General features: G+C 66.6%; 21 protein-coding genes. 10 read left to right on the top strand and 11 right to left on the bottom strand.

Features of this window, described 5'->3' with window-relative positions; translation table 11 throughout:
- Positions 1 to 96: 96 nt before the first annotated feature.
- Genes VGK32_22130 through VGK32_22115 form a run of 4 tightly spaced genes read right to left on the bottom strand, consistent with a single transcriptional unit; the run spans position 97 to position 4,751 of the window.
- On the bottom strand, positions 97 to 1,440 hold the full coding sequence (locus tag VGK32_22130; GenBank protein ID HEY3384467.1) for a DUF4340 domain-containing protein: 1,344 nt from the start codon (positions 1,438 to 1,440) through the stop codon (positions 97 to 99).
- A complete protein-coding gene (locus VGK32_22125) occupies positions 1,441 to 3,027 on the bottom strand; it encodes a DUF4350 domain-containing protein (protein ID HEY3384466.1) in 1,587 nt (528 codons plus the stop codon).
- A gap of 6 nt (positions 3,028 to 3,033) precedes the next feature.
- Positions 3,034 to 3,798 (bottom strand): ABC transporter permease, encoded by a 765-nt coding sequence (locus VGK32_22120; protein HEY3384465.1) that lies wholly within the window; start codon positions 3,796 to 3,798, stop codon positions 3,034 to 3,036.
- The gene (locus VGK32_22115; GenBank protein ID HEY3384464.1) at positions 3,795 to 4,751 is read right to left on the bottom strand and encodes an ABC transporter ATP-binding protein; all 957 of its coding nucleotides are present in this window, start codon (positions 4,749 to 4,751) and stop codon (positions 3,795 to 3,797) included. The genes VGK32_22120 and VGK32_22115 overlap by 4 nt, the downstream gene beginning before the upstream one ends.
- Positions 4,752 to 4,941: 190 nt before the next feature.
- On the opposite strand from VGK32_22115, the gene VGK32_22110 reads away from it, so the two are divergent.
- Both VGK32_22110 and VGK32_22105 read left to right on the top strand, forming a co-directional pair.
- Positions 4,942 to 5,406, top strand: a complete 465-nt coding sequence (locus VGK32_22110; GenBank protein HEY3384463.1) for a peroxiredoxin — start codon at positions 4,942 to 4,944, stop codon at positions 5,404 to 5,406.
- 164 nt (positions 5,407 to 5,570) lie between these two features.
- Complete coding sequence (locus VGK32_22105; GenBank protein HEY3384462.1) at positions 5,571 to 7,715, top strand: heavy metal translocating P-type ATPase; 2,145 nt, start codon at positions 5,571 to 5,573, stop codon at positions 7,713 to 7,715.
- An 18-nt stretch (positions 7,716 to 7,733) separates the two neighbouring features.
- Here VGK32_22105 and VGK32_22100 read toward each other — a convergent pair whose 3' ends face one another.
- A complete protein-coding gene (locus VGK32_22100; GenBank protein ID HEY3384461.1) occupies positions 7,734 to 9,062 on the bottom strand; it encodes a hemolysin family protein in 1,329 nt (442 codons plus the stop codon).
- Between the two features lie 90 nt (positions 9,063 to 9,152).
- On the bottom strand, positions 9,153 to 9,869 hold the full coding sequence (locus VGK32_22095) for a PilZ domain-containing protein (protein HEY3384460.1): 717 nt from the start codon (positions 9,867 to 9,869) through the stop codon (positions 9,153 to 9,155).
- A 205-nt stretch (positions 9,870 to 10,074) separates the two neighbouring features.
- Between VGK32_22095 and VGK32_22090 the strand changes: the two genes are divergently transcribed.
- The 3 genes from VGK32_22090 (at position 10,075) to pal (ending at position 11,919) form a co-directional block, all read left to right on the top strand.
- Positions 10,075 to 10,302, top strand: coding sequence for a hypothetical protein (locus tag VGK32_22090; protein HEY3384459.1), 228 nt, complete (start codon positions 10,075 to 10,077; stop codon positions 10,300 to 10,302).
- The gene (gene larE, locus VGK32_22085; protein ID HEY3384458.1) at positions 10,299 to 11,159 is read left to right on the top strand and encodes an ATP-dependent sacrificial sulfur transferase LarE; all 861 of its coding nucleotides are present in this window, start codon (positions 10,299 to 10,301) and stop codon (positions 11,157 to 11,159) included. Before VGK32_22090 ends, larE begins: the two co-directional genes overlap by 4 nt.
- A 175-nt stretch (positions 11,160 to 11,334) precedes the next feature.
- A complete protein-coding gene (gene pal, locus VGK32_22080) occupies positions 11,335 to 11,919 on the top strand; it encodes a peptidoglycan-associated lipoprotein Pal (protein ID HEY3384457.1) in 585 nt (194 codons plus the stop codon).
- Positions 11,920 to 11,995: 76 nt separating this feature from the next.
- Here the strand turns inward: pal and pyrF are convergent, their stop codons facing one another.
- The 3 genes from pyrF to VGK32_22065 are packed head-to-tail and all read right to left on the bottom strand — an operon-like array spanning position 11,996 to position 14,456.
- Positions 11,996 to 12,709 carry an orotidine-5'-phosphate decarboxylase gene (gene pyrF, locus VGK32_22075; protein HEY3384456.1) on the bottom strand — a complete coding sequence of 238 codons (714 nt, stop codon included), beginning with the start codon at positions 12,707 to 12,709 and terminating at the stop codon, positions 11,996 to 11,998.
- Positions 12,706 to 13,632 carry a dihydroorotate dehydrogenase gene (locus VGK32_22070; GenBank protein HEY3384455.1) on the bottom strand — a complete coding sequence of 309 codons (927 nt, stop codon included), beginning with the start codon at positions 13,630 to 13,632 and terminating at the stop codon, positions 12,706 to 12,708. The genes pyrF and VGK32_22070 overlap by 4 nt, the downstream gene beginning before the upstream one ends.
- Before the next feature lie 2 nt (positions 13,633 to 13,634).
- The gene (locus tag VGK32_22065) at positions 13,635 to 14,456 is read right to left on the bottom strand and encodes a dihydroorotate dehydrogenase electron transfer subunit (protein HEY3384454.1); all 822 of its coding nucleotides are present in this window, start codon (positions 14,454 to 14,456) and stop codon (positions 13,635 to 13,637) included.
- Between the two features lie 29 nt (positions 14,457 to 14,485).
- On the opposite strand from VGK32_22065, the gene VGK32_22060 reads away from it, so the two are divergent.
- The 5 genes from VGK32_22060 (at position 14,486) to VGK32_22040 (ending at position 20,250) form a co-directional block, all read left to right on the top strand.
- A complete protein-coding gene (locus tag VGK32_22060) occupies positions 14,486 to 16,252 on the top strand; it encodes an alkaline phosphatase family protein (protein HEY3384453.1) in 1,767 nt (588 codons plus the stop codon).
- A gap of 216 nt (positions 16,253 to 16,468) precedes the next feature.
- Positions 16,469 to 17,020: a bifunctional pyr operon transcriptional regulator/uracil phosphoribosyltransferase PyrR gene (gene pyrR / locus VGK32_22055; GenBank protein HEY3384452.1), complete on the top strand. Its 552-nt coding sequence runs from the start codon at positions 16,469 to 16,471 to the stop codon at positions 17,018 to 17,020.
- Positions 17,017 to 18,024: an aspartate carbamoyltransferase catalytic subunit gene (locus tag VGK32_22050; protein HEY3384451.1), complete on the top strand. Its 1,008-nt coding sequence runs from the start codon at positions 17,017 to 17,019 to the stop codon at positions 18,022 to 18,024. Before pyrR ends, VGK32_22050 begins: the two co-directional genes overlap by 4 nt.
- Positions 18,008 to 19,345, top strand: coding sequence for a dihydroorotase (locus VGK32_22045; protein HEY3384450.1), 1,338 nt, complete (start codon positions 18,008 to 18,010; stop codon positions 19,343 to 19,345). The genes VGK32_22050 and VGK32_22045 overlap by 17 nt, the downstream gene beginning before the upstream one ends.
- Positions 19,342 to 20,250, top strand: a complete 909-nt coding sequence (locus tag VGK32_22040) for a TIGR02757 family protein (protein ID HEY3384449.1) — start codon at positions 19,342 to 19,344, stop codon at positions 20,248 to 20,250. Before VGK32_22045 ends, VGK32_22040 begins: the two co-directional genes overlap by 4 nt.
- Here VGK32_22040 and VGK32_22035 read toward each other — a convergent pair.
- Both VGK32_22035 and VGK32_22030 read right to left on the bottom strand, forming a co-directional pair.
- The gene (locus tag VGK32_22035) at positions 20,150 to 21,280 is read right to left on the bottom strand and encodes a glycosyltransferase family 4 protein (protein HEY3384448.1); all 1,131 of its coding nucleotides are present in this window, start codon (positions 21,278 to 21,280) and stop codon (positions 20,150 to 20,152) included. The genes VGK32_22040 and VGK32_22035 overlap by 101 nt on opposite strands.
- Positions 21,281 to 21,324: 44 nt before the next feature.
- Positions 21,325 to 22,074 (bottom strand): glycosyltransferase family 2 protein, encoded by a 750-nt coding sequence (locus VGK32_22030; GenBank protein ID HEY3384447.1) that lies wholly within the window; start codon positions 22,072 to 22,074, stop codon positions 21,325 to 21,327.
- Positions 22,075 to 22,227 lie beyond the last annotated feature (153 nt).

The raw sequence follows: 22,227 nt of genomic DNA, 5'->3' as shown, positions 1-22,227 counted from the left end.
AGGAAGCACGCAAGGACGATGGCCGGTGCGGTGCGGCGCACTGGTCCCGTTCGACGGGTCACGTCCGTCATGTACCGCTCCGCGGGGGCGAGTAGGTTACTTCAGCGCGTCGAGCGCCTTGATGGCGTCGTCGAATTCCGTCGTATCGATCTTTGCGGCTCCCGGCTGACCGGCGATGGCCGCATAGACATCTGAACCGGCCCGTCCGATACTGACTTTCTCTTCCTTCTTCCCATCGTCGTAGCGGACGACGACGACCAGCACGGGGGCATCCAATCCCGTCTTCGACTTGCTGCCCGCCGCGAGGAAGGACTGCGCACGCTGGTTCGCCAGCTTGGTGAGGAAGGTCTCCATCTTCGCCGGGTCGATGTCCCTGGCCGCGGGCTTCGTCTCCCGCCACTTCTCACCGGCGTCCTTGCCCTGGCCTTTCGTCTTCTCGAACGCCAGGACCTCGGCGCCGCGCGTGAGCTGAATGGACGTGGCGTTGAACGCGCGGAAGGTGAAGATGTCCTTCCGCCGGTACTCGTCTGCCGGCTTCTTCACCTCGTCGAGGAGGCTCGCCTCGACGGTGAAGATGAGCGGCCGAGACAGATCCTTCGCGTTGACGGTTCCCGCATCCGTCTTCTGACCGAACAGCAGCGTGGCGCGGGCGCTGCCGGTGCCGACAACGGCCGTCAGCACCGGCTTGTCGAGGCCGTAGGCCTTCAGGTCGGCGGCCTCCGGCACGACGATCGATTTCATCTGTGCCGACTGCAGGCGACCGATCAGCCCTTCGACCGTCCCATAGTCTGCCGGGGCCTGGAGCGGCTTGACCAGCGACCACTCACCGTTGGCGCGGGCGAGCTGCAGCGTGCTGTCCGGAGTGGTGATTTCGACCTGCTCGACCTTGTCGCGATCGAACGCCAGGACGGTCTTCTGCCGCAGGTCGAACGTCGTGCGGTCGAAGATGCTCTCGTTGGTGCCGGCGATCAGCAGGACCTTCTTTTCGTTCGGGAGCTTGGCGTACAGCTCGCCGCCGGTGGCGGTCTTCTCGCCCACGAGCAGATGCTGCGCCTTGGCGGCACCCTTTGTCCGGAAACCGATGTCGATGCGGGGTTCGGCCAGGCCGAACACCTTCAGATCGGCCGGGTTCTCCTCGACGGTCCGGACGCTGTCGATGGTGGACAGCGTGTTGATGAGGCTGCTCACCTCGGTGTCATCGGCCGCCACGGACACGGGCGCCGTGACCTGCCAGGTCCCATTGATCTTCTGCAGGGTGGTCGTGTCGCCCTTCGACGACTTGACGGTCACCTCGTCGATGGCTTCCGTCTTCACCGAGAACAACTTGGGTCCGGCCGGGAGTTCCGTGCTGTCCGGTTTCCTGGACTCCACGAAGTAGATGTACGCGCCGAGGCCCCCGAGCACAATGAGGAACCCCAGCAGGGACTTCATGCCACGCATCTAACGCCTCCGCCACCATGCGTAAACACCACTGCCGAGGACCAGCACCGGGATGACGAGCAGCACCAGCACGAGCACCCGGAGTTGCTGGTTGGCCGTCATCGTGATGCGGCGATCGTCCGCCTCGCGCGGGCGAATGGCGATTTGGTTCTCCTGCTGCGCGAGCCAGTTCACCGCGTTCAGGAACAGGTCGGCGTTGCCTCGGATTCCCAGCGCGAAGTTGGAGACGAAGTCCGAGTCTCCGACGACAACCACCCGGGTTTCCGGCTTTGGGCCGTCGTCGCTCTTGTTCGCTCCACCCGCCGCGGGAGGCGCAACGACCGGCGCGGACACCGCCCCGGCGATCGGGATCGGCCCGCGCTTGTCGCCCTTGGCTTCGTCGAGCGATATCTTGCCGCCCGTGAACAGCGTCTTCAGGTCGGTCTCGGCCCAGCTCTTGGCGCTCGTTTCCGCGAACGTCTGTGCGAAGCGGCCGTTCACGCCGCCACTGACCGGCGTGACCGAGCGGGCCAGCGGGAAGGCGGTGAGCACATCCAGGCCCTGCACGATCGGGTGCGAGGGGTAGCTGACGACCACCGGCACGGTCTCATCCGTACCGAGCAGACGGCCCATCCCGCTCACGTCCACGATGACGTTCTGTCCCAGGTCCATCGCCCAGTCGTGAGCGAGCGCAATGACGTTCGCCAATGGTGGCGCATCGAACTTGTCCGGTGGATCGACGAGCAGCATCACCTTGCCGCCCCGCGCCAGGTAGCGGGTGATCGCGTCGGCTTCCCCGGGCAGCAGGTCCACCTTCGGTCCGGCGACGACGACCAGGGCCGCGTTTTCCGGCACATCCGCCTGCTGGGCGAGCGCCAATTTCTCGACCTTGTAGTTGTCCCGCTGCAGCATGCTCACGATGCCGTTGTAGCCGCTGCGTTCGGCGCTGACCGTGTCCTTCTCACCGTGGCCCTGCGTGAAGAAGACCGTCCGCTCCTTCCCGCTGACGATCTTCTTGATCCCGTTCGTGATGTCCTGCTCGGTGTTGCTGACGACGCGCTCGACGCGGTCCTTGTACTGCAGGGCGATGGTGCCGTACGCCTGAACCTGGAGCTGCTTCGCCAGTTGCGGCTTCTTGTCCGGGTCCACGTACTCGACCGACACCTTCTTCGAGGCGTACTCGTACTCCGCGAGGCGGTCCTTGTAGTTCGCGAAATCCCCTTCGCGCGCGAAGACCGTCACCTTCAGGGGGGCATCGAGCGCCTTGGCGATCTTCACCGTCTGCGGTGACAACGTGAACTGGCTCGACGCGGTCAGGTCCCAGCGCTTGTGTTCCCGCGACGAAATGTAGTTGATGGCCACGAGGATGCCGAGCACCACCAGGATGCTCGCGGCCGAGATCGTGCCGAGACGCGCCTGTCGTCCGCCGAAGAAGCCGGCGATCTCGCGCCACTGCCCGAGCGTGTACAGGAGGATACACACCAGGCCGCCCCACGCGAGCCAGCGCGAATAGGGCTGCCAATCGGGCTTGAGGAAGAAGACAGCGACGGCAGCCAGCACGAGCGCCGTGCCGAGCCAGCCGATGATATCGAATGCTCGTTTCAACATCGTGTGCTACCCCCGCCACCGTTCGCTGTCGACCGACTTGGCCGTCAGGAACAGACCGAAGGTGATGAAGCTCAGATAGAAGATCAGGTGCTGGCTGTCGATGACGCCCCGGAGGAAATCCTCCAGGTGACCCGTCAGAGAGAGAGACGTGACGATCTTCTCGCCGACCGGACCGAGGAAATTGCCGACCCAGTCGACCACCCAGAGCAGCAGCAGCACCGCGAACGTGAACATTCCCGCCACGATCTGGTTCTTGGTCAGGCTCGAGAAGAACAGGCCGACCGAGACGAAGGCGCCGCCCAGCAGCAACAGCCCGAGGTAACCCGACACGACCGGCTTCCACTCTGGGTTCCCGTACACGAACAATACCGCGATGTGGATCACGGTGATGCCGAGCATCGCCGCGTACAGCGACATCGCGCCGAGGAACTTCCCGATCACGATCTGGAAGTCGGTGATCGGCGAGGTCATCAGCAGCTCGATTGTGCCGGAGCGCTTCTCCTCCGAGTACGTCCGCATCGTGATCAGCGGGACCACGAGGAGCGTGATGACGGTGGAGTTGAGGAAGACGTACCGGATCAGCTGCTGGTTCACGTTCAGCGGTCCGCCGCCCATCTGCGGTCCCTGCATGCTCTGGCGCAGGAACCAGCTGAGGCCGACGGTGTAGAAATACCCGAAGATGATCGCGTACATGCCGATCACCACATAGCCGATCGGCGACGCGAAGTAGCCGCGCCATTCCTTGCGCGCAATCGCCAGGATGTTCGTCATTGGATCGTCGCCTCCCCCTGCTGCTCCTCGGTTGTGAGCTGCAGGAAGATGTCTTCCAGGCTCATCCGCACCGGGCGGAGTTCGAGCAACCCGCAGCCGGCCGTCACCACGGTGCGGGCGATGTCCACCCGAAGATCGCGTCCCGGCTCGCTGTCCACCTCGTACCCGACGATGCCGTCGTGCCGGTCCACTTCCGCGACGCGTGTGATTCCCGCGACGCGATCGAGCGCTGCCCGCGCGATCGCATCGCGGTCGTCCACCTGGACGTACATCGTCTGCGATCCCCCGAGCCGGCGCGTGAGGTTCTCAGGAGTGTCCACCGCCACCACCCGCCCACGGTTGATGATGACGACACGCTGGCACGTCTGGGCGACCTCGGGCAGGATGTGCGTGCTCAGGATAATCGTGTGGTCGCCCGCGAGATGCTTGATGAGCTCGCGGGTCTCGATGATCTGCTTCGGGTCGAGGCCGGCGGTCGGCTCGTCCAGAATCAGCACGTCGGGATTGTGGAGGAGCGCCTGGGCCAGACCCACCCGCTGCCGGTACCCCTTGGAGAGCTTCCCGCAGTGGCGCGATGCCATGTCCGTCACACGGGCCTTTTCCATCGAGACATCGACGCGCGCCTTCTGCTCACCGGCCGGCAGTCCTTTGATCCGGGCGACGAAGCCCAGATACTCGCGGACCGTCATCTCTGGATAGAGCGGCGGCGTCTCGGGCAGGTACCCCGTCCGCCGCTTGGCTTCGAGCGGTTGCTCGAACACGTCGAAGCCGGCGACGATCGCCCGTCCCGATGTCGCCGGCATGTAGCCAGTCAGGACGCGCATCGTCGTCGTCTTGCCGGCGCCGTTCGGGCCCAGGAACCCCAAGATTTCGCCGCGCTCGACGCGGAAACTCACGTCGTCGACGGCCGTTACGCGGCCGTACCGTTTTGTCAGGTGTTGGACCTCGATCACACTGTTACTCCGTTGAACACAACCCCAACCGTTCATGGTAGTCGAACCGTCCGAGCGCCGGCAAGCTCACCCGGGGGCGCCGGCCCGAGGTTCCGTCCCTTGCGCCCGCGGGTTACGATACTAGAAGGGACTCCCGTTCACACGCGAAACCGTGGTTGGTCGAACGCGATAGCACCATACAGGAGGCAAGATGGCCGCAGAAGTTGGATCGAAAGCACCGACATTTTCGCTCAAGAACCAGGACTTGCAGGACGTCACCGTTGGCGGTGTGGGCACACGGAATACCGTGTTGGCGTTCTTCCCAGCGGCGTTCACATCCGTCTGCACGAAGGAAATGTGCACGTTCCGCGATCAGCTCGCCCAGCTGAACAAGGCAAACGCGCAGGTGTACGGCATCAGCATCGACACCCCCTTCACGCTGAAGGTCTTCGGGCAGCAGAACGGCCTGAACTTTCCGTTACTGAGCGACTTCAACAAGGACGTCATCAAAGCGTACGGCGTGTACCTGGACGATCTGGTCGGCCTGAAGGGTGTCGCAAAGCGCGCCGTCTTCGTCCTCGACCGGGACGGTGTCGTCCGGTACTCGGAGGTGACCGCGACGCCCGGCAGCGAGCCCGACTACCAGAAACTCAATCAGGCGATCGCCGCCCTGTAGTCGCAACCCGGCCCCTGGACCGCATCCCAGTAAGAGACGCTGAACGAGCGGCGATGGTCGGGGTCGGGACAATCTATCCGCCGGGCCGACGGTTCTGTAATGACGAATATGTCAGCGGCGCCGGAAGAGCGTCCCGACCCCAAGTCCCCACGGACGGAGAGACGATGACCGCGATGATCCGGGATACCTGTTCGGTCTGCGAGGTTCACACCGAATCCGTCTATCGGATCGAGGGAATGGACTGCCACGAGGAGGTCGCGATTCTCGAGAGACGCCTCAGGCACCTGCCGGGCCTCGAAGCGCTGTCCGCCGACGTCCTGCACCAGCGGCTCCAGGTGACCTACGACGCGGCGCGGCTTTCGGCAGCCGACTTGGTTGACGCGGTGGCCGCAACCGGCATGCGCGCGTGGCTGGAGCACGAACAGCCGAAGGAGCAGCCGTCTGACGTGCAAGCCCACCGCGTGCGCCTGGTCGTCGTCTCCGGCCTCGCGTGCGGCGCAGGTCTCCTGATGCACTTCGCGGGGCTGCCGGATCTGGCGGTCCTTCCGGCATACGGCGTCTCGATCGTCGCAGGCGGCGCGCTCACGGCCCGCCGTGCCCTGATTGCCGCGCGGTCCGTGTCCCTCGATATCAACGTTCTCATGCTGGTGGCGGTGACCGGGGCGGTCATCATCGGCGAGTGGTCCGAGGGCGCGGCGGTCATCTTCCTCTTCGCCCTCGCGCAGTGGCTCGAAACGCGCAGCATGGACCGCGCCCGCCACGCGATACGCGCGCTCATGGAACTCGCACCGGCCGAGGCGTTGGTCAGGAGAAACGGATCGGACCAGCGAATCAGGGTGGACGATCTTCGTCTTGGCGACGTGATGGTCGTCCGTCCCGGGGAGAAGATACCACTCGATGGCGCGGTGCTGACCGGCGAGACGGATGTGAACCAGGCGCCGATCACCGGCGAGTCGTTCCCGGTCGAGAAGCGCGCTGGAGACGAAGTGTTCGCCGGGACGATCAACGGGCAGGGGGCCGTCGAGGTGCGCGTCACGAGGCTGCGCCGCGACACGACCATGGCGCGGATCATCGGCCTCGTCGAATCTGCGCAGGCGCAGCGAGCACCGGCGCAGGCGTTCGTCGAGCGCTTCGCACGTGTCTACACGCCGGCCGTGCTGATCGTCGCCGCCGCGGTTGCCGTGCTCCCGCCGCTGGTGGCGGGTCAGCCCGTGACGCCGTGGCTGTACCGGGCGCTCGTGCTGCTTGTGATCTCCTGCCCCTGCGCGCTGGTCATCTCGACGCCGGTCTCCATCGTCTCGGCGCTCGCCGCGGCTGCACGAAACGGCGTGCTCATCAAAGGCGGCGTACACCTCGAACGAACGGCGGCGATCCGCGCTGTCGCCTTCGACAAGACCGGGACGCTCACGCGAGGGCGGCCCGAGGTGGTGGAGGTGCTGCCGGTGAGCGGCGTCGGCGCGGCAGAGGTTCTGCGGCTGGCCGCCGGTCTCGAGACACGGTCCGAACACCCCCTGGCGCGTGCGATTCTCCGCCGCGCTCAGCAGGACGGTGTGACGCCACCCGCAGTCGACGGCTTCCAGGCGCTGGCGGGACTCGGTGCGCAGGCCCGCGTCGGTGGCGAGTCGGTGCTCATCGGCAACCACCGGCTGTTCGAGCAGCGCGGGTTGTGTTCGCCCGCCATCGATCGGTCGCTCGAGGTTCTTGGGCGGCAGGGCAGGACCGCGGTGCTCGTCGCCCGTCGAGATCAGACGGTCGGCATCATTGCCATGGCCGACCAGGCGCGTGTGTCGGGGCGCGGCGCGATCCAAGCGCTCCGCGAATCGGGGATCGGGCGGATCGTGCTGCTCACCGGAGACAATGCCGGAACCGCGCAGGCCGTCGCGGAGGAACTTGGCGTGGACGAGTTCCTGGCGGAACTCCTGCCGGCGGACAAGGTCGAGGCCGTCGCGGCGCTCCGCGCCCGCTACGGCCTCGTCGCCATGGTGGGCGACGGCGTGAACGATGCCCCAGCCCTCGCGGCAGCAGACGTGGGGATCGCGATGGGGGCGGCCTGCAGCGACGCGGCGCTCGAGACGGCAGACGTCGCACTGATGGCCGACGACCTGCTGCGCGTGCCGTATCTCCTGCGGCTCGGCCGTGACACGGTCGGGAACGTGAAGGCGAACATCGTGTTCGCGATCGGCCTGAAGGCCGTGTTCCTGGCCCTGGCCGTTGCCGGCGTGGCGACGCTGTGGATGGCCGTCGTCGCCGACATGGGCGCCTCGCTCATCGTGATCGCCAACGGACTGCGCCTGCTCCGCCACAACTGACGCCCGCACCACGGGCTGTTAGTCTCCGTCGCCGGTGTTCGGCGCCGACAAAAAGACGCGGGCGACTCGCAGCCCGTCCAGCGCTTCGACGCGGAACGTCCTTCCCTCGATTCCGACGCGGTCTCCGAGCCGGGCCCGGCGTCCGATCTGGCCGAGCACGAATCCCCCAACCGTCGTGTAGACGCCTTCGTCGATGTGCAGACCGAATTGCTCGTTCGCATCGGTCGTCAGCGCGAGGCCGTCGATGAGCGCCGACCCGTCGGGCAGCACGGAGATCTTCGTGCCCGCCGGCCTGAACTCGCTCCCCACCTCCCCGACGATGCGTTCCATCAGGCCTTCGAAGGTGACGAGGCCTGCCGTGCCGCCGTATTCATCGATCACCACCGCGTGGTGCGTGTGGTGCTGACGCATCTCCTCGAGCACATCGTCGGCCTTGAGCGTTTCGGGGACGGTCATGGCATCGCGCAGGTAGTCCGAGATGCGGAAGCCGTCCGCGGGCTTGCCGAGCGCAGGGAAGAGATCTTCGACGTGGAGGAAACCGAGGATGTCGTCGAGATCCTCACGATACACCGGCAGCCACGCGTGAGGGTGGAGCGACACCAGGTCGACGACCTGCGCGAGCGACGCGTCGGCGCGGATCCCGCGCATCTCGGTCCGCGGCACCATCATCTGCCCGGCGGTGAGATCGCCGAATCCGAAAACGCGGTGCAGCATCTGCTCTTCGTCCTCCTCGAGGACGCCCGCCTCCTGACTGGCGGTCACGAGCATCTTCAACTCCTCCTCCGAGTGCACCATCGAATGACCGCTCGGCGCACGGAGGCCCAGGATGCCCACGGCCCTCCGGCCCATCCCGTTCAGCAACCGGATGAAGGGCCAGAACGTCAGCATGAACCAGCGAGTCGGCCCGATCACGATCAGCGACGTGCGCTCGGCATGCTGGAGCGCGACCGTCTTCGGCGCCAACTCCCCGAAGACGATATGGAGCGCGGTGATGAAGGCGAATGCGGCGGCCACGGCAATCGTGTGCGCGGTCGCCGCCGCCCAGTACGATGACAAGCGCGTCAACCAGGGCTCGATTAGAACCGCCAGGGTGGGTTCGCCGATCCAGCCCAGCCCGAGGCTGGCCATGGTGATGCCGAGTTGGGTGGCGGCGATATACGAATCGGGCTGGCTGATGGCGCGGCGGACACCGATTGCCCGGTGGTTTCCCTCGGCAATCAGCTGATCGACCCGCGTCTTCCGAACGGTGACGAGAGAGAACTCCGCCGCCACGAAGAACCCGTTGGCGCACACCAGGGCGAGCACGGCCGCCAACCGGCCGACGACGTCGAGAGGGGCCTGGATCATGGGTGCAATGTACCGGGACCGCCGGCCCGATGCAAATGGAGAGGGTGGTGGCGGTGTGGGGGGCGGGCCCGGCGAACAGGGACCGGCCGATTAGGTCTTCGCGGCGAAGAAGTGTCCGTCGACGAACTGGTCGACCTGGTCCTGGTCCGGCGGCTCGAGCCGCTCGAACTGCAAGCCCATACCGATGCGCCGGTCGCTCCAGTTGACGCGGGCGTCGGCCTCAATCTCGCGCTTGGCGCCCGGCAGGCGGAACCGGATGCGGGCCTTCGCCCCGACCTGCAGCGGGTTCATCGTTCGGATACTGATTCCGCCCTTGCCCAGGTTGAGCGTGAGGACGGCGGTGATTGTGTCTCCGAACCGATACGCCACCGGAATGCCGAGGACGACGCGAGGGCCGGACCGCCGGTTGAAGTTGTCTGGGAAGAGGTGTGGGACGAGCGACGGCAGGATGTGCTGCACGGCGCTGTACTCGTTGATGTAGCCGGCGACGCCGAGAGCCGCCAGTTCGCGCACTTCCTCTGCGTTCGAAATCGTGCCGCTGAACACCAGGATGGCGAGGCGGCCGTCGTCGAGCTTCCGGATGGCGCGAATGAGATCGACGCCGGAGGCGAACGGGAGGCGCAGATCCACCACGAGGAGATCGAGTTCCTGCAGATCGGCGCGGACACGGGCCAGCAGTTCGGCGGCGCTTCGGGCGGTGACCGCACGGTGGCCCGCTTCCTGGAGCGCGGCCTGAAAGCGCTCGCGAACGAACGCCGCATCGTCGGCAATCAGGACGGTCTTGGACGCAGCACTTCCGGCACCCATCGATGACAAATATCGGCCCGGGACAACCTGAACCTTAGTCCGGAACGGTGCTCGATGATATCCGTAGAGGTGCGTTGCAGCTTTCGCGAGGATGTGGCTATAATCCGAGACCTTCCCTCCGCACCACGTTCATGCGGCGGGAACCGTCGTGCTGGTTGTTCTGGCCGTCGCTGACGCGGGGAACTCCTCGCCAGGAGGATGGGGTATGGCCACCTGCCCCGAGTGTGAAGCCGAAGTCGAAGTGGATGAGTTCGACGTTGACAAAGGTGACTTGATCAGTTGCCCCGAGTGCGGCAGCAACCTCGAGATCACTGGTGTTGCTCCTGTAGAACTCGACGTCGCGCCCGAAGAGGACGAGGAGGAGGCCGACAAGGAGGACGACGAGGAGGAGGGCGACGACGAGGAAGAGGAAGAAGAGGATTGGGACGAGTGAGTGAAGCCGCAGGACGGGATCCGGGTGGAGAGGGCGACGACGCGCTGAACGAGAAGGAACAGGCGCTTCGACGGGTGCTGAGTGATCTGGGCTCGGTCGTGGTGGCCTTCAGCGGGGGCGTGGACAGCGCCTTCCTGGCGGTGGCGGCCACCGTGGTGCTCGGGGACCGCGTGCTGTGCGTCACCGCCGACAGCCCGAGCTACCCTTCGCACCATCGCGCCCTCGCCCTGCGCATCGCCGGCGATTTCCATCTGCGTCACGAGTTTCTCGTGACCAACGAGATGGACCGGCCCGATTACCGGGCCAACCCGTCGAACCGCTGCTACTACTGCAAGCAGGAGTTGTTCGGGCGGCTGTCGCAGCTCGCGCGCGAACGCGGATTCTCGGTGATCGCCGACGGCAACAACGCCGACGATCGGGGCGACTACAGGCCCGGCCGGCAGGCGGCACGCGAGCAAGGCATCCGGAGCCCGCTCGACGAAGCGGGCCTCACCAAGTCCGAGATCCGGCAACTCTCCCGGCGCATGGGACTCCCGACCTGGGACGAACCTGCGTCCGCCTGCCTCTCGTCACGGATCCCGTACGGGTCGGAAGTCACCGTCGAGAAACTGCGGATGATCGAGCAGGCCGAAGAGGTGCTGCACTCGCTCGGACTCCGCCACTGCCGCGTCCGCCACCACGGTGACGTCGCGCGCCTGGAACTTCCACGCGAAGACATGAACAAGGCGCTCGAGGACGGCATCCGCGACGCGCTGGTTCGCGACCTGAAGGCGATCGGCTATCGCTACGTGAGCCTCGACCTTCAGGGCTATCGCACGGGCAGCCTGAACGAAGTTCTTCCGTTGCGGCCGGTGTAGCGATCGCGATAGTTCGACTGGGATCGAAGGCTCGGGCGTTTGACACACCACGGCCAAATCGATAAGCTCACTTTGCTGTCTGATCTCGGCCACCGGCCAACCGATTCTGCCTGCAGGCGTTCGTCACCTATCTGAACCCGGCCGCGCTCGAGATTGGTCGCTCGAGGAGACTGAGATGACTCGTTCAGCTCGTTTCATTGCGGTCGGGATTACGCTGGCCAGCATTGGCCTCGTGTCCATCGGCTGCCACAAGAAGCCACCACAGACGGCGCCGCCGCCGCCACCGCCCCCGGCTCCCGTTGTGACTCCGCCGCCGCCACCACCGCCACCACCGCCGCCGCCACCGCCGCCGCCACCACCACCAGCGCCGCTGACCGAAGAGCAGATCTTCGCGAACAAGACCCTCGATCAGCTGAATGCCGAGAAGCCGTTGACCGACTCCTTCTTCGACTACGACAAGTCCGATCTGAAGGACGAGGGACGCGCGGCGGTTCAGAAGGATGCCGACTGGCTCAAGCGCTGGGCAACCACCAAAGTCACCGTCGAAGGGCACTGCGACTCCCGCGGCACACCGGAGTACAACCTGGCTCTCGGCGAGCGGCGTGCGAATGCCGTCAAGAGCTACCTGGTGAGCCTCGGTATCGGCGCCGAACGGATCCTGGTGGTCAGCAAGGGCAAGGAGCAGCCGTTCTGCAATGAGGAGAACGAGGCGTGCTGGGCCCAGAATCGACGAGGCCACTTCATCATCACGGCGAAGTAGCTCGGTCGGACGTTCGACGGATGCCGTCGAAGAGAGGACCGAACAGAGAAGAGAAGGGGGCCGGGCGGCCCTGCCGCTATACGCCGACGGAGCGGGCGATCTCCTCGGCTGCCGCGCGGGAGTTCTTTGCCGCGATGATGGGCCGTCCGACCACCAGGTAGCTCGCGCCAGCAGCCAGCGCTTCGGCTGCGCTCAATGTCCTGGCCTGATCGTCGCCCGTCCTGTGTTCGGGCGATCCCCCGCGGATGCCCGGCGTCACGATCACGAACGCGTCGCCGCGTCGCTGGCGGAGAAACGCGGTCTCCTGCGGTGACGCGACGACACCGTCGAGGCCGGCCTCGGCTGCGAGCGCGGCCAGCGTCTCAACCTGGGCCAGGACCGGGCAGGTGACGTTGACGCGCGCGAGCGCCGGCTGATCGAGGCTGGTGAGCACGGTCACCGCGATGACGAGCGGCCGTGGCAGGCCCGCCGCCGCCGCGGCCTCGTCGGCCGCTGTCCGGGCGGCGGTCATCATGGCGAAGCCGCCAGACGCATGCAGGTTCAGCATCCAGACGCCCAGACGGGTGGCCGCAGAGACGGCACCGGCGACGGTGTTCGGGATGTCGTGATACTTCAGATCGAGGAAGACGCGGTGTCCGTCGGCTACGAGACGGCGCACGATGTCCGGGCCCTCCGACGTGAACAGCCGGCTGCCAACCTTGACGCCTCCGACGACCCCTGCCAGCTCGCGTGCCAGGCCGACCGCCCGATCGCCAGAGTCCACGTCGAGCGCGACGAGCAGTTCCTTCATCGTGGCCTTCTCTCCGGCAGTTCGAGCGATCCGATGAGATCGGTGATCCGCGCCAGACCGTGACGCGACAAGTACTCCCGGAGTCCCGAGTCGAGCTTGCCCCAGATGAACGGATCGATGAAGTTGGCCGTGCCAACCTGCACCGCCGTCGCCCCGGCGATCAGGAACTCGAGCACGTCGACCGCGCACGTGATCCCGCCCATGCCGATGACCGGAATCTTCACGCGCGATGCACACTCGTAGACCATGCGCACGGCAATCGGGCGGATCGCCGGCCCGCTCAACCCGCCAACGACATTCGACAGTCGCGGTCGGCGTGTCTCCACGTCGATCGCCATCGCGAGGAACGTGTTGACGAGGGATACCGCGTCGGCGCCAGCCTCTTCGGCTGCCTGGGCGAACGACGCCACGCTCGTGACGTTTGGCGTCAGCTTCGGGATGAGCGTCAACGTCGTCGCGCGTCGCACGGCTGCGATGACCGTGCGCGCCGCCGCGAGGTCGCAGCCGAACGAGATGCCACCCTCCTTGATGTTCGGGCAGGAGATGTTCAGCTCGATCGCGGCCACCCCCTCGACGTCGGAGAGGATGCGGGCGATCTCGACGTACTCATCGACGGTCGTGCCACAGATGTTCACGACGACCGTCGCGCGATGTGCCCGCAATTCGGGCATCTTCTCGCGGACGAAGCGGTGGACGCCGATGCCCTGCAGGCCAATGGCGTTCAGCATCCCGGCCGGCGTCTCAACGATGCGCGGCGGGGGATGCCCGGGGCGTTCGGCCAGGAACAGTCCCTTGACCACCACCGCGCCGAGTGAGGAGAGGTCCACCACGTCGGCGTATTCGAGCCCGTAGCCAAAGCAGCCGCTGGCGGACATGATCGGGCTCTTCAGGCGAAGCGACCCGATCTGGACAGAGAGATCCATCCTCACCCCTCCTCTTCCCAGATCAGTTCGTCCCCCGGAAACACGGGACCTTCGATGCACGAGCGCGCGTAGCGCGTGCCGCCGTCCGGCGTGCGCAGCCGCACCACGCAGCTGTAGCAGCCGCCCATGCCGCAGCCCATCTGCCGTTCGATCGCCAGCTCGCAGGCACGGCCGTTCGCCGCCGCGAGTCCCGCCACGGCCTTCAGCATCGCACCGGGTCCACACGCGTAAATTGCCGCCGACGCCGTCCTCGGCAGCGCAGACAGGTCACGTGCCAGCGGAACGGTCACCCGGCCGGCTTCGCCTCGCGATCCATCCTCTGTGGCCAGAATCAGCCGCACGCCGAGCGGTTCGAACAAGTCGAGGCAGAACAAATCGTCGGCCGTGCGGGCGCCGTAGAACAACGTGAGCGACGTGCCCATGGCGGCCAGATCCTCGGCGAGCGTCGCAAACGGCGCCAGACCGGTGCCGCCGGCCACCATCCACGCAGCCGATGGCGGCACGACGAGTGTGAACGGCCGGCCGAGCGGCCCCAGGCAGGAAAATCGCTGGCCGACGGACGCTTCGTACAGCAGAGCGCTGCCGATGCCAACCCGCTTGTTCAGAATCGAGAAGCCCATGATCCGGCCGTCGGCGTCCCGGATCCGTTCGAACACGGAGTAGGGGCGACGCAAGAGCGGCGTGCCGCCCGGGCCTGTACGGATCATGACGAACTGGCCGGGACGGATGGCCTCGCCCAGTTCGGGTGCCCGGAACGCCAGCACGCAGTAGTCCGGTGACAACCGATGGTTGGAGAGGACGGGAGCGTCGAGATCGACGGGCATCCGGGGAAGTATACGGTATCATCCCTGCCATGCGGTACCTGCGCATGTTCAGCAATGCGGTGCTCGCCGGGGGGCTCGGCGCCGTCTACCTGAGCGTGCTGTTCCTCCAGCTCAATCCCACCGTTCCGCTCTACCCGATGAACTTCGCCCCGCTGGTGGTGACGCTCGCGCTGTCCTACGGGGTTCACATGACGGTGGTCTTCTACGCGCTCATCGTCGCGCGTCAGATCGTGGCGGCCGAGCCGTTGTCGCCCGGCTGGGTGAGCCTGCGGCTGCTTTCCTGGTTGTTCGGGGCCTCGGCGTTGTTCGTCGCCACGCTCATGTGGTTCAACCTGCGGGCGTACGCGCCGATGCTGGCGCTGGACACCTCACGGCGGATGGCGGCGGGCGCGGCGGTCCTGACGATGTGCGCGCTCATGTACCTGGCGGTCGCGTTTGCGCACTACTCGTTCGGCCGCCGGAAGGGTCGAGTGGGTGCCACCTTCGTCGGCCTGGCGTTCTGTGCGTCACTCGTGCTGCCGCTGGCGGCGCGGGGCCCCGGCGAGTCGCTGCGTCTGATGTCACGGCCGCTCGACATCGACGCCGTTCCCGCACGCTCAGGGACGGGTGGCCACGTGGTCGTGATCGCGCTCGACGGTGCGTCGCTCGACTTCCTGTCGACCGCCGCGCTCGACGGCCGGCTGCCCAGCTTCGGGAAGATCCTCGATCGCGGTGCGGCGATGCACTTGGCCACGGTCCGGCCGACGCAGCCCGATCCCGTGTGGACGACCGTTTCCACCGGGAAGCTGCCCGCGAGGTCTGGCGTCCGATCTGCCGCGCGGTACCGCGTGCCGGCCGCGCCGGATCCACTGGAGCTGTTGCCCGATAACTGCTTCGCCCACGGTCTCGTCTACTTCGGTTTCGTACAGGCCATCCCGCACACATCCGCGTCGATTCGGGTGCGACCGATCTGGAGCATCCTCGGCACCGCCGGTCTCGCCGCGGGTGTCGTCAACTGGCCGCTGACGTATCCGGCGCAGTCCGTCCGGGGCTATCTCGTCAGCGACCAGTTCTACCGCCCCGGCGATCCCTCACTGGAGCCAGACGATCCGGCGGCGATCCACCCGATCGACATGCTGCCGCTCGCGCGATCGGCCGGTGAAACTGTCGCTCCCGGCACCCTCGACGCCGCGAAACCGCTCCTGCTCGAGGCAACCGACGACCAGCGACAAGACGTCGCAGAGGGACGACCGTTCGTCACCGACCGGATGTACGAGGAGATCGCGCGAACGCTGGAGGCAAGGGTCCGGCCGGCGCTATCAGCCGTCCGGTACCGGACCATCGATGCTGCCGGTCACCGTTTCCTCCGGTTCGCGATCCCGCGTGAGTTCGGGGACGTGTCGACCGAGGACCGACGGAAGTACGGGCAGGCGCTCGAACAGGCCTACACGCGGATCGATGCCGTGTTGGGCCGGGCCCTGTCCACTCTCGGTCCAGACGATCTGCTGCTCGTGATTTCCGGCTTTGGCATGGAACCCTTGACCGTCGGCAAGCGTCTGCTCGACCGCGTGCTCGGTATCGAGGAGCTGTCCGGTTCCCACGAAGACGCGCCAGACGGTTTCCTGCTCGCCTATGGCGCGGCCGTCGAGCCGGGGCGCAAGCTGCGCGCGTCGGTCGTGGACGTCGTGCCGACGATCCTCTATTTCATGGGGCTGCCGGTCGCACGCGACATGGACGGCTATGCGCGGACCGACATCTTCCAGCGCGACTTCACCGAGAGTCGCCCGATCGCGTTCATTCCCACCTACGAGCGATAGCACGTCCTCGGCTCGTTCGTCATCCCCCTTTCCTCCTTCCCCCTTTTCCCCATGCTATACTTTCCCCACTCTTTAAGCCGGTCCGGAGAGACCAGCAAGATCCTCCATGCACGACTACCCAACGTGCGGTTCGTTCACGCCACCCGGGGCCTCCAGCCCTTCGTTCCACCGCCATCTTCGACTGTTACCATCGTCGTCCGGCAGCGAGGAGTGTCTATGCCTGTTGTGATGGATGCCGATCGGATGAGTCGCACGCTCACCCGGATTGCCCACGAGATCGTCGAACGCAACCGGGGTCTCGATCGCCTCGCGCTCGTCGGCGTGCGGACGCGCGGTGTGCCGATCGCGAAGCGGTTGGCCCATCAACTCCAGGAGATCACCGGTCAGGAGGTGCCCACCGGCGCGCTCGACATCACCCTCTACCGGGACGACCTGATGCACAACCCTGTCGGACCGCAACCGCTCGTCCGCAGTACCGACATCCCGTTCTCGATCGACAACCGGGTGATCGTGCTCGTGGACGACGTGCTCTACACGGGCCGAACGGTTCGCGCGGCGCTCGACGAACTGATCGACTTCGGCCGGCCGAAGGCGATTCAGCTGATGGTGATGGTGGATCGCGGGCATCGCGAGTTGCCCATCAAGGCGGACTACGTCGGGAAGAACCTGCCAACCTCACGCGCCGAGAGCGTGGCGGTACATCTGGTCGAGATCGATGGCGCCGACGACGTCATCATCGAAAAGACAGGACAAGAGACACCGGAATGAATGCCGAAACCACGAACAACGTCGCAGCGTCCGCCGAAGCTGCGGACGTGCCGTCCATCCCCGTCAACCGGCTGCGCACGAAGGATCTGCTGGGGATTGCCGAACTGTCGGCCGCCGAGATCAGTCTGGTTCTCGACACCGCGGTGGCGATGAAGGAAGTCTCGTCGAGACCGATCAAGAAGGTTCCCGCGCTGCGCGGCAAGACGGTCGTGAACCTGTTCTTCGAGCCCAGCACGCGCACCCGCACCTCGTTCGAGATCGCGGAGAAACGCCTGAGCGCCGACACGCTCAACATCGCCGCCAGCACGTCGAGCGTCGTCAAGGGCGAGACCCTGGCGGATACGGTGCACAACATCGAGGCGATGTCGCCCGACCTGCTGGTGGTCCGCCACTCGTCGTCTGGCGCCTGCCACTTCCTCGCGCGCATCTGCCGGTCCGGTGTCATCAATGCGGGCGACGGCATGCACGAGCATCCCACGCAGGCGCTGCTCGACGCGTTCACCATCCGCGAACGGAAGGGCCGGCTCGCGGGCCTGAAAGTCGCCATTTGCGGCGACCTGTTGCACAGCCGCGTCCTGCGGTCGAACGTCCTGCTGCTCGTCAAGATGGGCGCGGAGGTCTGGCTCTGCGGGCCACCCACGCTCGTGCCCACGGGGTTCGGCCGGACCGGCGTCCACATCACCTCGTCTGTGGACGAGGCGGTCGAGGGCGCCGACGCCATCATGATGCTGCGGATTCAACTCGAGCGGATGCTCGGCGGGTACTTCCCGTCGCTGCGCGAGTACTTCAACGTATTCGGCATGACGAGAGAGCGCATGAGCCGCGCGAAGCCCGACGTGCTCATCATGCACCCGGGGCCGATGAATCGCGGCGTGGAGATCGCTTCGGACGTTGCCGATGGCCCGTACTCGGTCATTCTCGATCAGGTGGCCAACGGCGTCGCCGTGCGGATGGCAATTCTGTACTTGCTGGCAGGTGGAGCTGAACATGAAGCGGCTGCTTAGAGGCGGACACCTCGTAGATCCCGTGCAGGGCATCGACGGCGTGACGGACGTGCTGCTCGACGGCGAGCGTGTCGCCGCCGTGGGCCGTGACCTGCAGGTCGACGCCGACGTCGAGGTCGTGAACGTCCCGGTCGGCTGCGTGGTGTGTCCCGGGTTCATCGACATGCACGTGCATCTCCGCGAACCGGGGCAGGAACACAAGGAGACGATCGCCACCGGGACCGCGGCCGCCGCCGCCGGCGGGTTCACCGCCGTCGCCTGCATGCCGAATACGAGTCCGGTGAACGACAGCGCCAGCGTGACCCGGGCGATCCTGGAGAAGGCCGCCGTCGAGGCGACGGTCCGGGTCTATCCCATCGGATGCGTCACGAAGGGCATGAAGGGCGAGAGCCTGTCCGAGATTGCCGACCTGCGAGCTGCCGGCTGTGTTGCCATCTCCGACGACGGCCGACCCGTGATGACGGCGTTGCTGATGCGGCGGGCACTGGAATACGCCGGCATGTTCGGCATTCCGGTGATCGATCACTGTGAGGAGCCGTCGCTCAAGGGTGAAGGCGTTGCGCACGAGGGCTACACCGCCTCGATGCTCGGCTTGCGCGGCATCCCGTCCGCCGCCGAGTCAATCATGGTCGAGCGCAACATCGCGCTCGCCGAGATGACCGGGAGCCCGGTGCACATCGCCCATCTCAGCACGCGCCAGTCACTGCGCGCGGTCCGGGCGGCCAAGGCGCGCGGTGTCAGGGTCACGTGCGAGGTGGCCCCGCACCATTTCACGCTGACCGACGAGCGGTTGGCCGGGCCCGTCAGCTACGACACGAATCTCAAGATGAACCCGCCCCTGCGCGAGCGCCAGGACGTGGACGCGATTCTCCTGGGGCTGAGGGCCGGGACGATTGACGCCATCGCCACCGACCATGCGCCGCACCAGGAGGACGAGAAGCACGTCGAGTTCGATCGCGCGCCGTTCGGCATCATCGGGCTCGAAACTGCCGTGCCGCTGTCGCTCGACCGTCTGGTCCATGCTGGAGTGTTGACGATGCGCCGTCTCGTGCAACTGCTGTCCGTCAATCCGGCGCGCATCCTCGGTGTCCCTGGCGGGAACCTTCGTCCCAACCGGCCGGCCGACATCACCATCCTCGCCCCCGAGGTGACGACATCCGTGGACGTGCGCCAATCGCGCTCGAAATCGCGCAACTCGCCGTTCCACGGCTGGACGCTCAAAGGAGCGGTCGCCGCCACGATCGTGGGCGGACGGACCGTCTACGTGAACCAGGTCGTGCCCAACGCGACCGTGTTCGGCGCGGCGGCCGGTCCGGCGTGACAGTCACCCGCGCGATTCACGACCGAGCAGGCCTCAAGGCGAGGCTGGACCAGCTCTATCTGGAGTACAACCGGGCGGAGGCCGTTGCCGACCCGATCGAGATCGTGCGACGGTACTCCCGGCCGGACGACAGGGAAGTCGTGGGGTTCTGCGCCGCGGCGCTGGCCTTCGGCCGCGTCGCCAGCGTGCTGCAATCGGTCGAACGGTTGCTCGCCATCATGGGACCGTCCCCGGCGGCATTCATCCGCCAGTTCGACCGCTCGAGAGATGGCCGGTTGTTCGACGGGCTGGGTCATCGCTGGACACGGTCGCACGACCTGATCGCGCTCGTCCAGACGCTGCACCTGATGGTTCGGCACGCGGGCTCGATCGAGCAGTTCTTCCTGCAGGGCCATCGCCACGAGTCGTCCGAGATCGGCGTGTCGATCGAGGCGTTCTCCAGGCGCGCCCTGGCGTTGTCGCCTGCTCCGGTCGGCGAGGGTCGCGGACCCGGCGTCGCCTATTTCTTCCCCTGTCCCTCGTCCGGCAGCGCCTGCAAGCGGCTGAACTTGTACCTGCGATGGATGGTCCGGTCGGACTCGATCGACCTCGGCGTCTGGTCGGGGGTGTCGCCCGCGCAGCTGGTCGTGCCGCTCGACGTGCACGTGATCCGCCTCGGGCAGTGTCTCGGATTGACCCGGTACCGGAGCCCGGGATGGCGGATGGCGGCCGACCTCACCCAGACGCTCCGCGCGTTCGATCCGGTCGACCCCGTCCGCTACGACTTCGCGCTCTGCCACGTCGGGATGCGCGACCAGTGCGGCTTCAATCGGCCGTTTCGCGACGAGCGGTGTCCGTTGCGCGGCTGGTGTCGGCCAGGCGCTCGTAGATCGCAATCGTCGCGTCGACCATCCGCTCGACGCTGAACTGTTCGCGGACCCTGACGAATCCCGCCTGCGCCATCTGGTGCCGGCGCGGTTGGTCACGAAGCAGCGTGAGAATGGCGTCGGCCATCGCCCGGCCGTCGCGCGGGGGCACGAGCAATCCCGTCTCGCCGTGCGCCACCACTTCCGGGATGCCGCCGGCGGTCGTTCCCACGATCGCGCGGCCCGCGGCCATCGCGTCGAGCAGCGACGTGCCGAGTCCCTCCGTCACCGAGCTCATGACGAACAGGTCGAGTCCCTTGAGCAGGGCCAGGACGTCCATGCGGAATCCGCCCAGGATGACGTGCTGCCCGAGGTGGGCCTGCTTGATCTGCTGCTCCAGCGCCGACCGCAGTTCGCCGTCTCCGAGGATGACGAACCGGGCTTCCGGCATCGCCGCCGTGACGAGGGCCGCGGCCTCCACCAGGTACTTCTGGCCCTTGTGCGGCACGAGCGCGGCAATGTTGCCGACGATGAGCGAGTGCGGCGGGAACCAGTACTCTTCGCGGAGGTTCAACGGTTCGACGGCGCGGATGCGGTCGACGTCCACTCCCTCGTGGACCGTCACCACCCGCTCCGGAGCGATCCCGTCTTCGAGCAGCATCGCCCTGATCGCGTTCGACGCGGTGATGAAACGGTCCACCTGACGGTACTTCCACTTGGAGAACGAATTCGTCTTCAGGTGGAAATCGACGCGGCGCGCGGCGATGAGGACGGGCTTTCGCGGAGGAGAGGCGATTGAGAGCGCCGTGGCGGCGACGGCGACGCCGTGCGGGTCGTGCGCGTGCACGACGTCCGGCTGGAGATCCTTGATGACCCGGGACAGCCTCCACGCCGCGGGCAGATCGACCTCGTTGCGCGGCGCCAGCGGGACGACCGGCACCTCGTCGCCCAGCCGGCGGCGCAGTTCCCCGTCGGGATGGGCCACCACGGCCACGCGGTGGCCGCGCGCGCACAACCCGCGCGTGGTGAGCAGCACCTGGTTCTGGCCCCCGCGCCACGAACGTGCGGTGTCGATCTGCAGTGAGAACATGGAGCGACGCTGACCACCGGCACCCATCGACGGGCAACCATCCCCTACCGTGAATCCCTTCCCGCCTCCCAGAGCTTCGCGAACTTCAAGAACACGTAGTAGCTGTTGAGCACCGAGACGACCAGCCCCACCGACCCGTCGCGGAAGCCTCCGCGCACAACGTAGTTCCTGAGAAACGCCCCGACCGTGCGGGCGGCGATTCCGCTCGCCCCGATCCGGCGGCCGCGCGCGCGCATCTCGGTGGCGGCCAGCGTCGTGTACCGGTCGATCGTCTGCAGGTGGTGCGAGATGTCCCGGTAGGGCAGATGCTGAAGGTCGTGCCGGAGCCGCCCCACACCGCCCTCCACAGCCACGCCCTCGTGGACGACGCCAGACCATCGCGCCACCCGCCGGTCGTACAGCCGCAGTTGGTGGTCGGGATACCAGTCGGTCGAACGGATCCAGCGGCCCAGGTAGTGACTGACCCGGGGGATCCGGTAGCCGCGGCACGCCGGCTCCTCACCAAGCACCCCGCGGATCTCGTCGGCCAGCGCGGGCGTGACCCGTTCGTCGGCGTCGAGCGACAGGATCCAGTCGTGGCTGGCCTGTTCGGCTGCGATGTTCTTCTGCGACGAGTATCCGGGCCAGTCACGGACCACCACTCGCGGCGTGAACCGTCGGGCGATCGCCACGGTGTCGTCGGTGCTGTTCGAGTCGACCACGACGATCTCATCGGCCCAGACGACCGATGCCAGCGCCGCCTCGATATTCGCCGACTCGTTGCGCGTGATCACCGTGACCGTCAGCTTCGGCACGACAGGAGTATATCTCCACCGGAATCGGGAGCGAAGACGGCGAGGACGGCGAACTCCAGGGCTACCGTCCGACGTTCGCCGCCGTGGCGAGGCTGATGCCACCGCCGCTGACCGGGGCTTCCTGTACCGTCTCGAAATCGATGATCGCCCTCG

It is taken from the genome of Vicinamibacterales bacterium, from assembly GCA_036504215.1.
Lineage (GTDB): Bacteria > Acidobacteriota > Vicinamibacteria > Vicinamibacterales > Fen-181 > FEN-299.
This window is presented reverse-complemented; position numbering and strand designations above follow the sequence as displayed.

Excerpts from the sequence above, each read along its gene's own strand:
- VGK32_22110 (HEY3384463.1), top strand. The coding sequence starts at position 4,942 with ATGGCCGCAGAAGTTGGATCGAAAGCACCGACATTTTCGCTCAAGAAC.
- VGK32_22105 (HEY3384462.1), top strand. The coding sequence starts at position 5,571 with ATGACCGCGATGATCCGGGATACCTGTTCGGTCTGCGAGGTTCACACC.
- VGK32_22045 (HEY3384450.1), top strand. The coding sequence starts at position 18,008 with ATGAAGCGGCTGCTTAGAGGCGGACACCTCGTAGATCCCGTGCAGGGC.
- VGK32_22100 (HEY3384461.1), bottom strand. The coding sequence starts at position 9,062 with ATGATCCAGGCCCCTCTCGACGTCGTCGGCCGGTTGGCGGCCGTGCTC.
- VGK32_22125 (HEY3384466.1), bottom strand. The coding sequence starts at position 3,027 with ATGTTGAAACGAGCATTCGATATCATCGGCTGGCTCGGCACGGCGCTC.
- VGK32_22060 (HEY3384453.1), top strand. The coding sequence starts at position 14,486 with ATGCGGTACCTGCGCATGTTCAGCAATGCGGTGCTCGCCGGGGGGCTC.
- VGK32_22095 (HEY3384460.1), bottom strand. The coding sequence starts at position 9,869 with ATGGGTGCCGGAAGTGCTGCGTCCAAGACCGTCCTGATTGCCGACGAT.
- VGK32_22070 (HEY3384455.1), bottom strand. The coding sequence starts at position 13,632 with ATGGATCTCTCTGTCCAGATCGGGTCGCTTCGCCTGAAGAGCCCGATC.
- VGK32_22120 (HEY3384465.1), bottom strand. The coding sequence starts at position 3,798 with ATGACGAACATCCTGGCGATTGCGCGCAAGGAATGGCGCGGCTACTTC.
- pal (HEY3384457.1), top strand. The coding sequence starts at position 11,335 with ATGACTCGTTCAGCTCGTTTCATTGCGGTCGGGATTACGCTGGCCAGC.
- VGK32_22050 (HEY3384451.1), top strand. The coding sequence starts at position 17,017 with ATGAATGCCGAAACCACGAACAACGTCGCAGCGTCCGCCGAAGCTGCG.
- VGK32_22090 (HEY3384459.1), top strand. The coding sequence starts at position 10,075 with ATGGCCACCTGCCCCGAGTGTGAAGCCGAAGTCGAAGTGGATGAGTTC.
- VGK32_22035 (HEY3384448.1), bottom strand. The coding sequence starts at position 21,280 with ATGTTCTCACTGCAGATCGACACCGCACGTTCGTGGCGCGGGGGCCAG.
- pyrF (HEY3384456.1), bottom strand. The coding sequence starts at position 12,709 with ATGAAGGAACTGCTCGTCGCGCTCGACGTGGACTCTGGCGATCGGGCG.
- VGK32_22065 (HEY3384454.1), bottom strand. The coding sequence starts at position 14,456 with ATGCCCGTCGATCTCGACGCTCCCGTCCTCTCCAACCATCGGTTGTCA.
- pyrR (HEY3384452.1), top strand. The coding sequence starts at position 16,469 with ATGCCTGTTGTGATGGATGCCGATCGGATGAGTCGCACGCTCACCCGG.
- VGK32_22130 (HEY3384467.1), bottom strand. The coding sequence starts at position 1,440 with ATGCGTGGCATGAAGTCCCTGCTGGGGTTCCTCATTGTGCTCGGGGGC.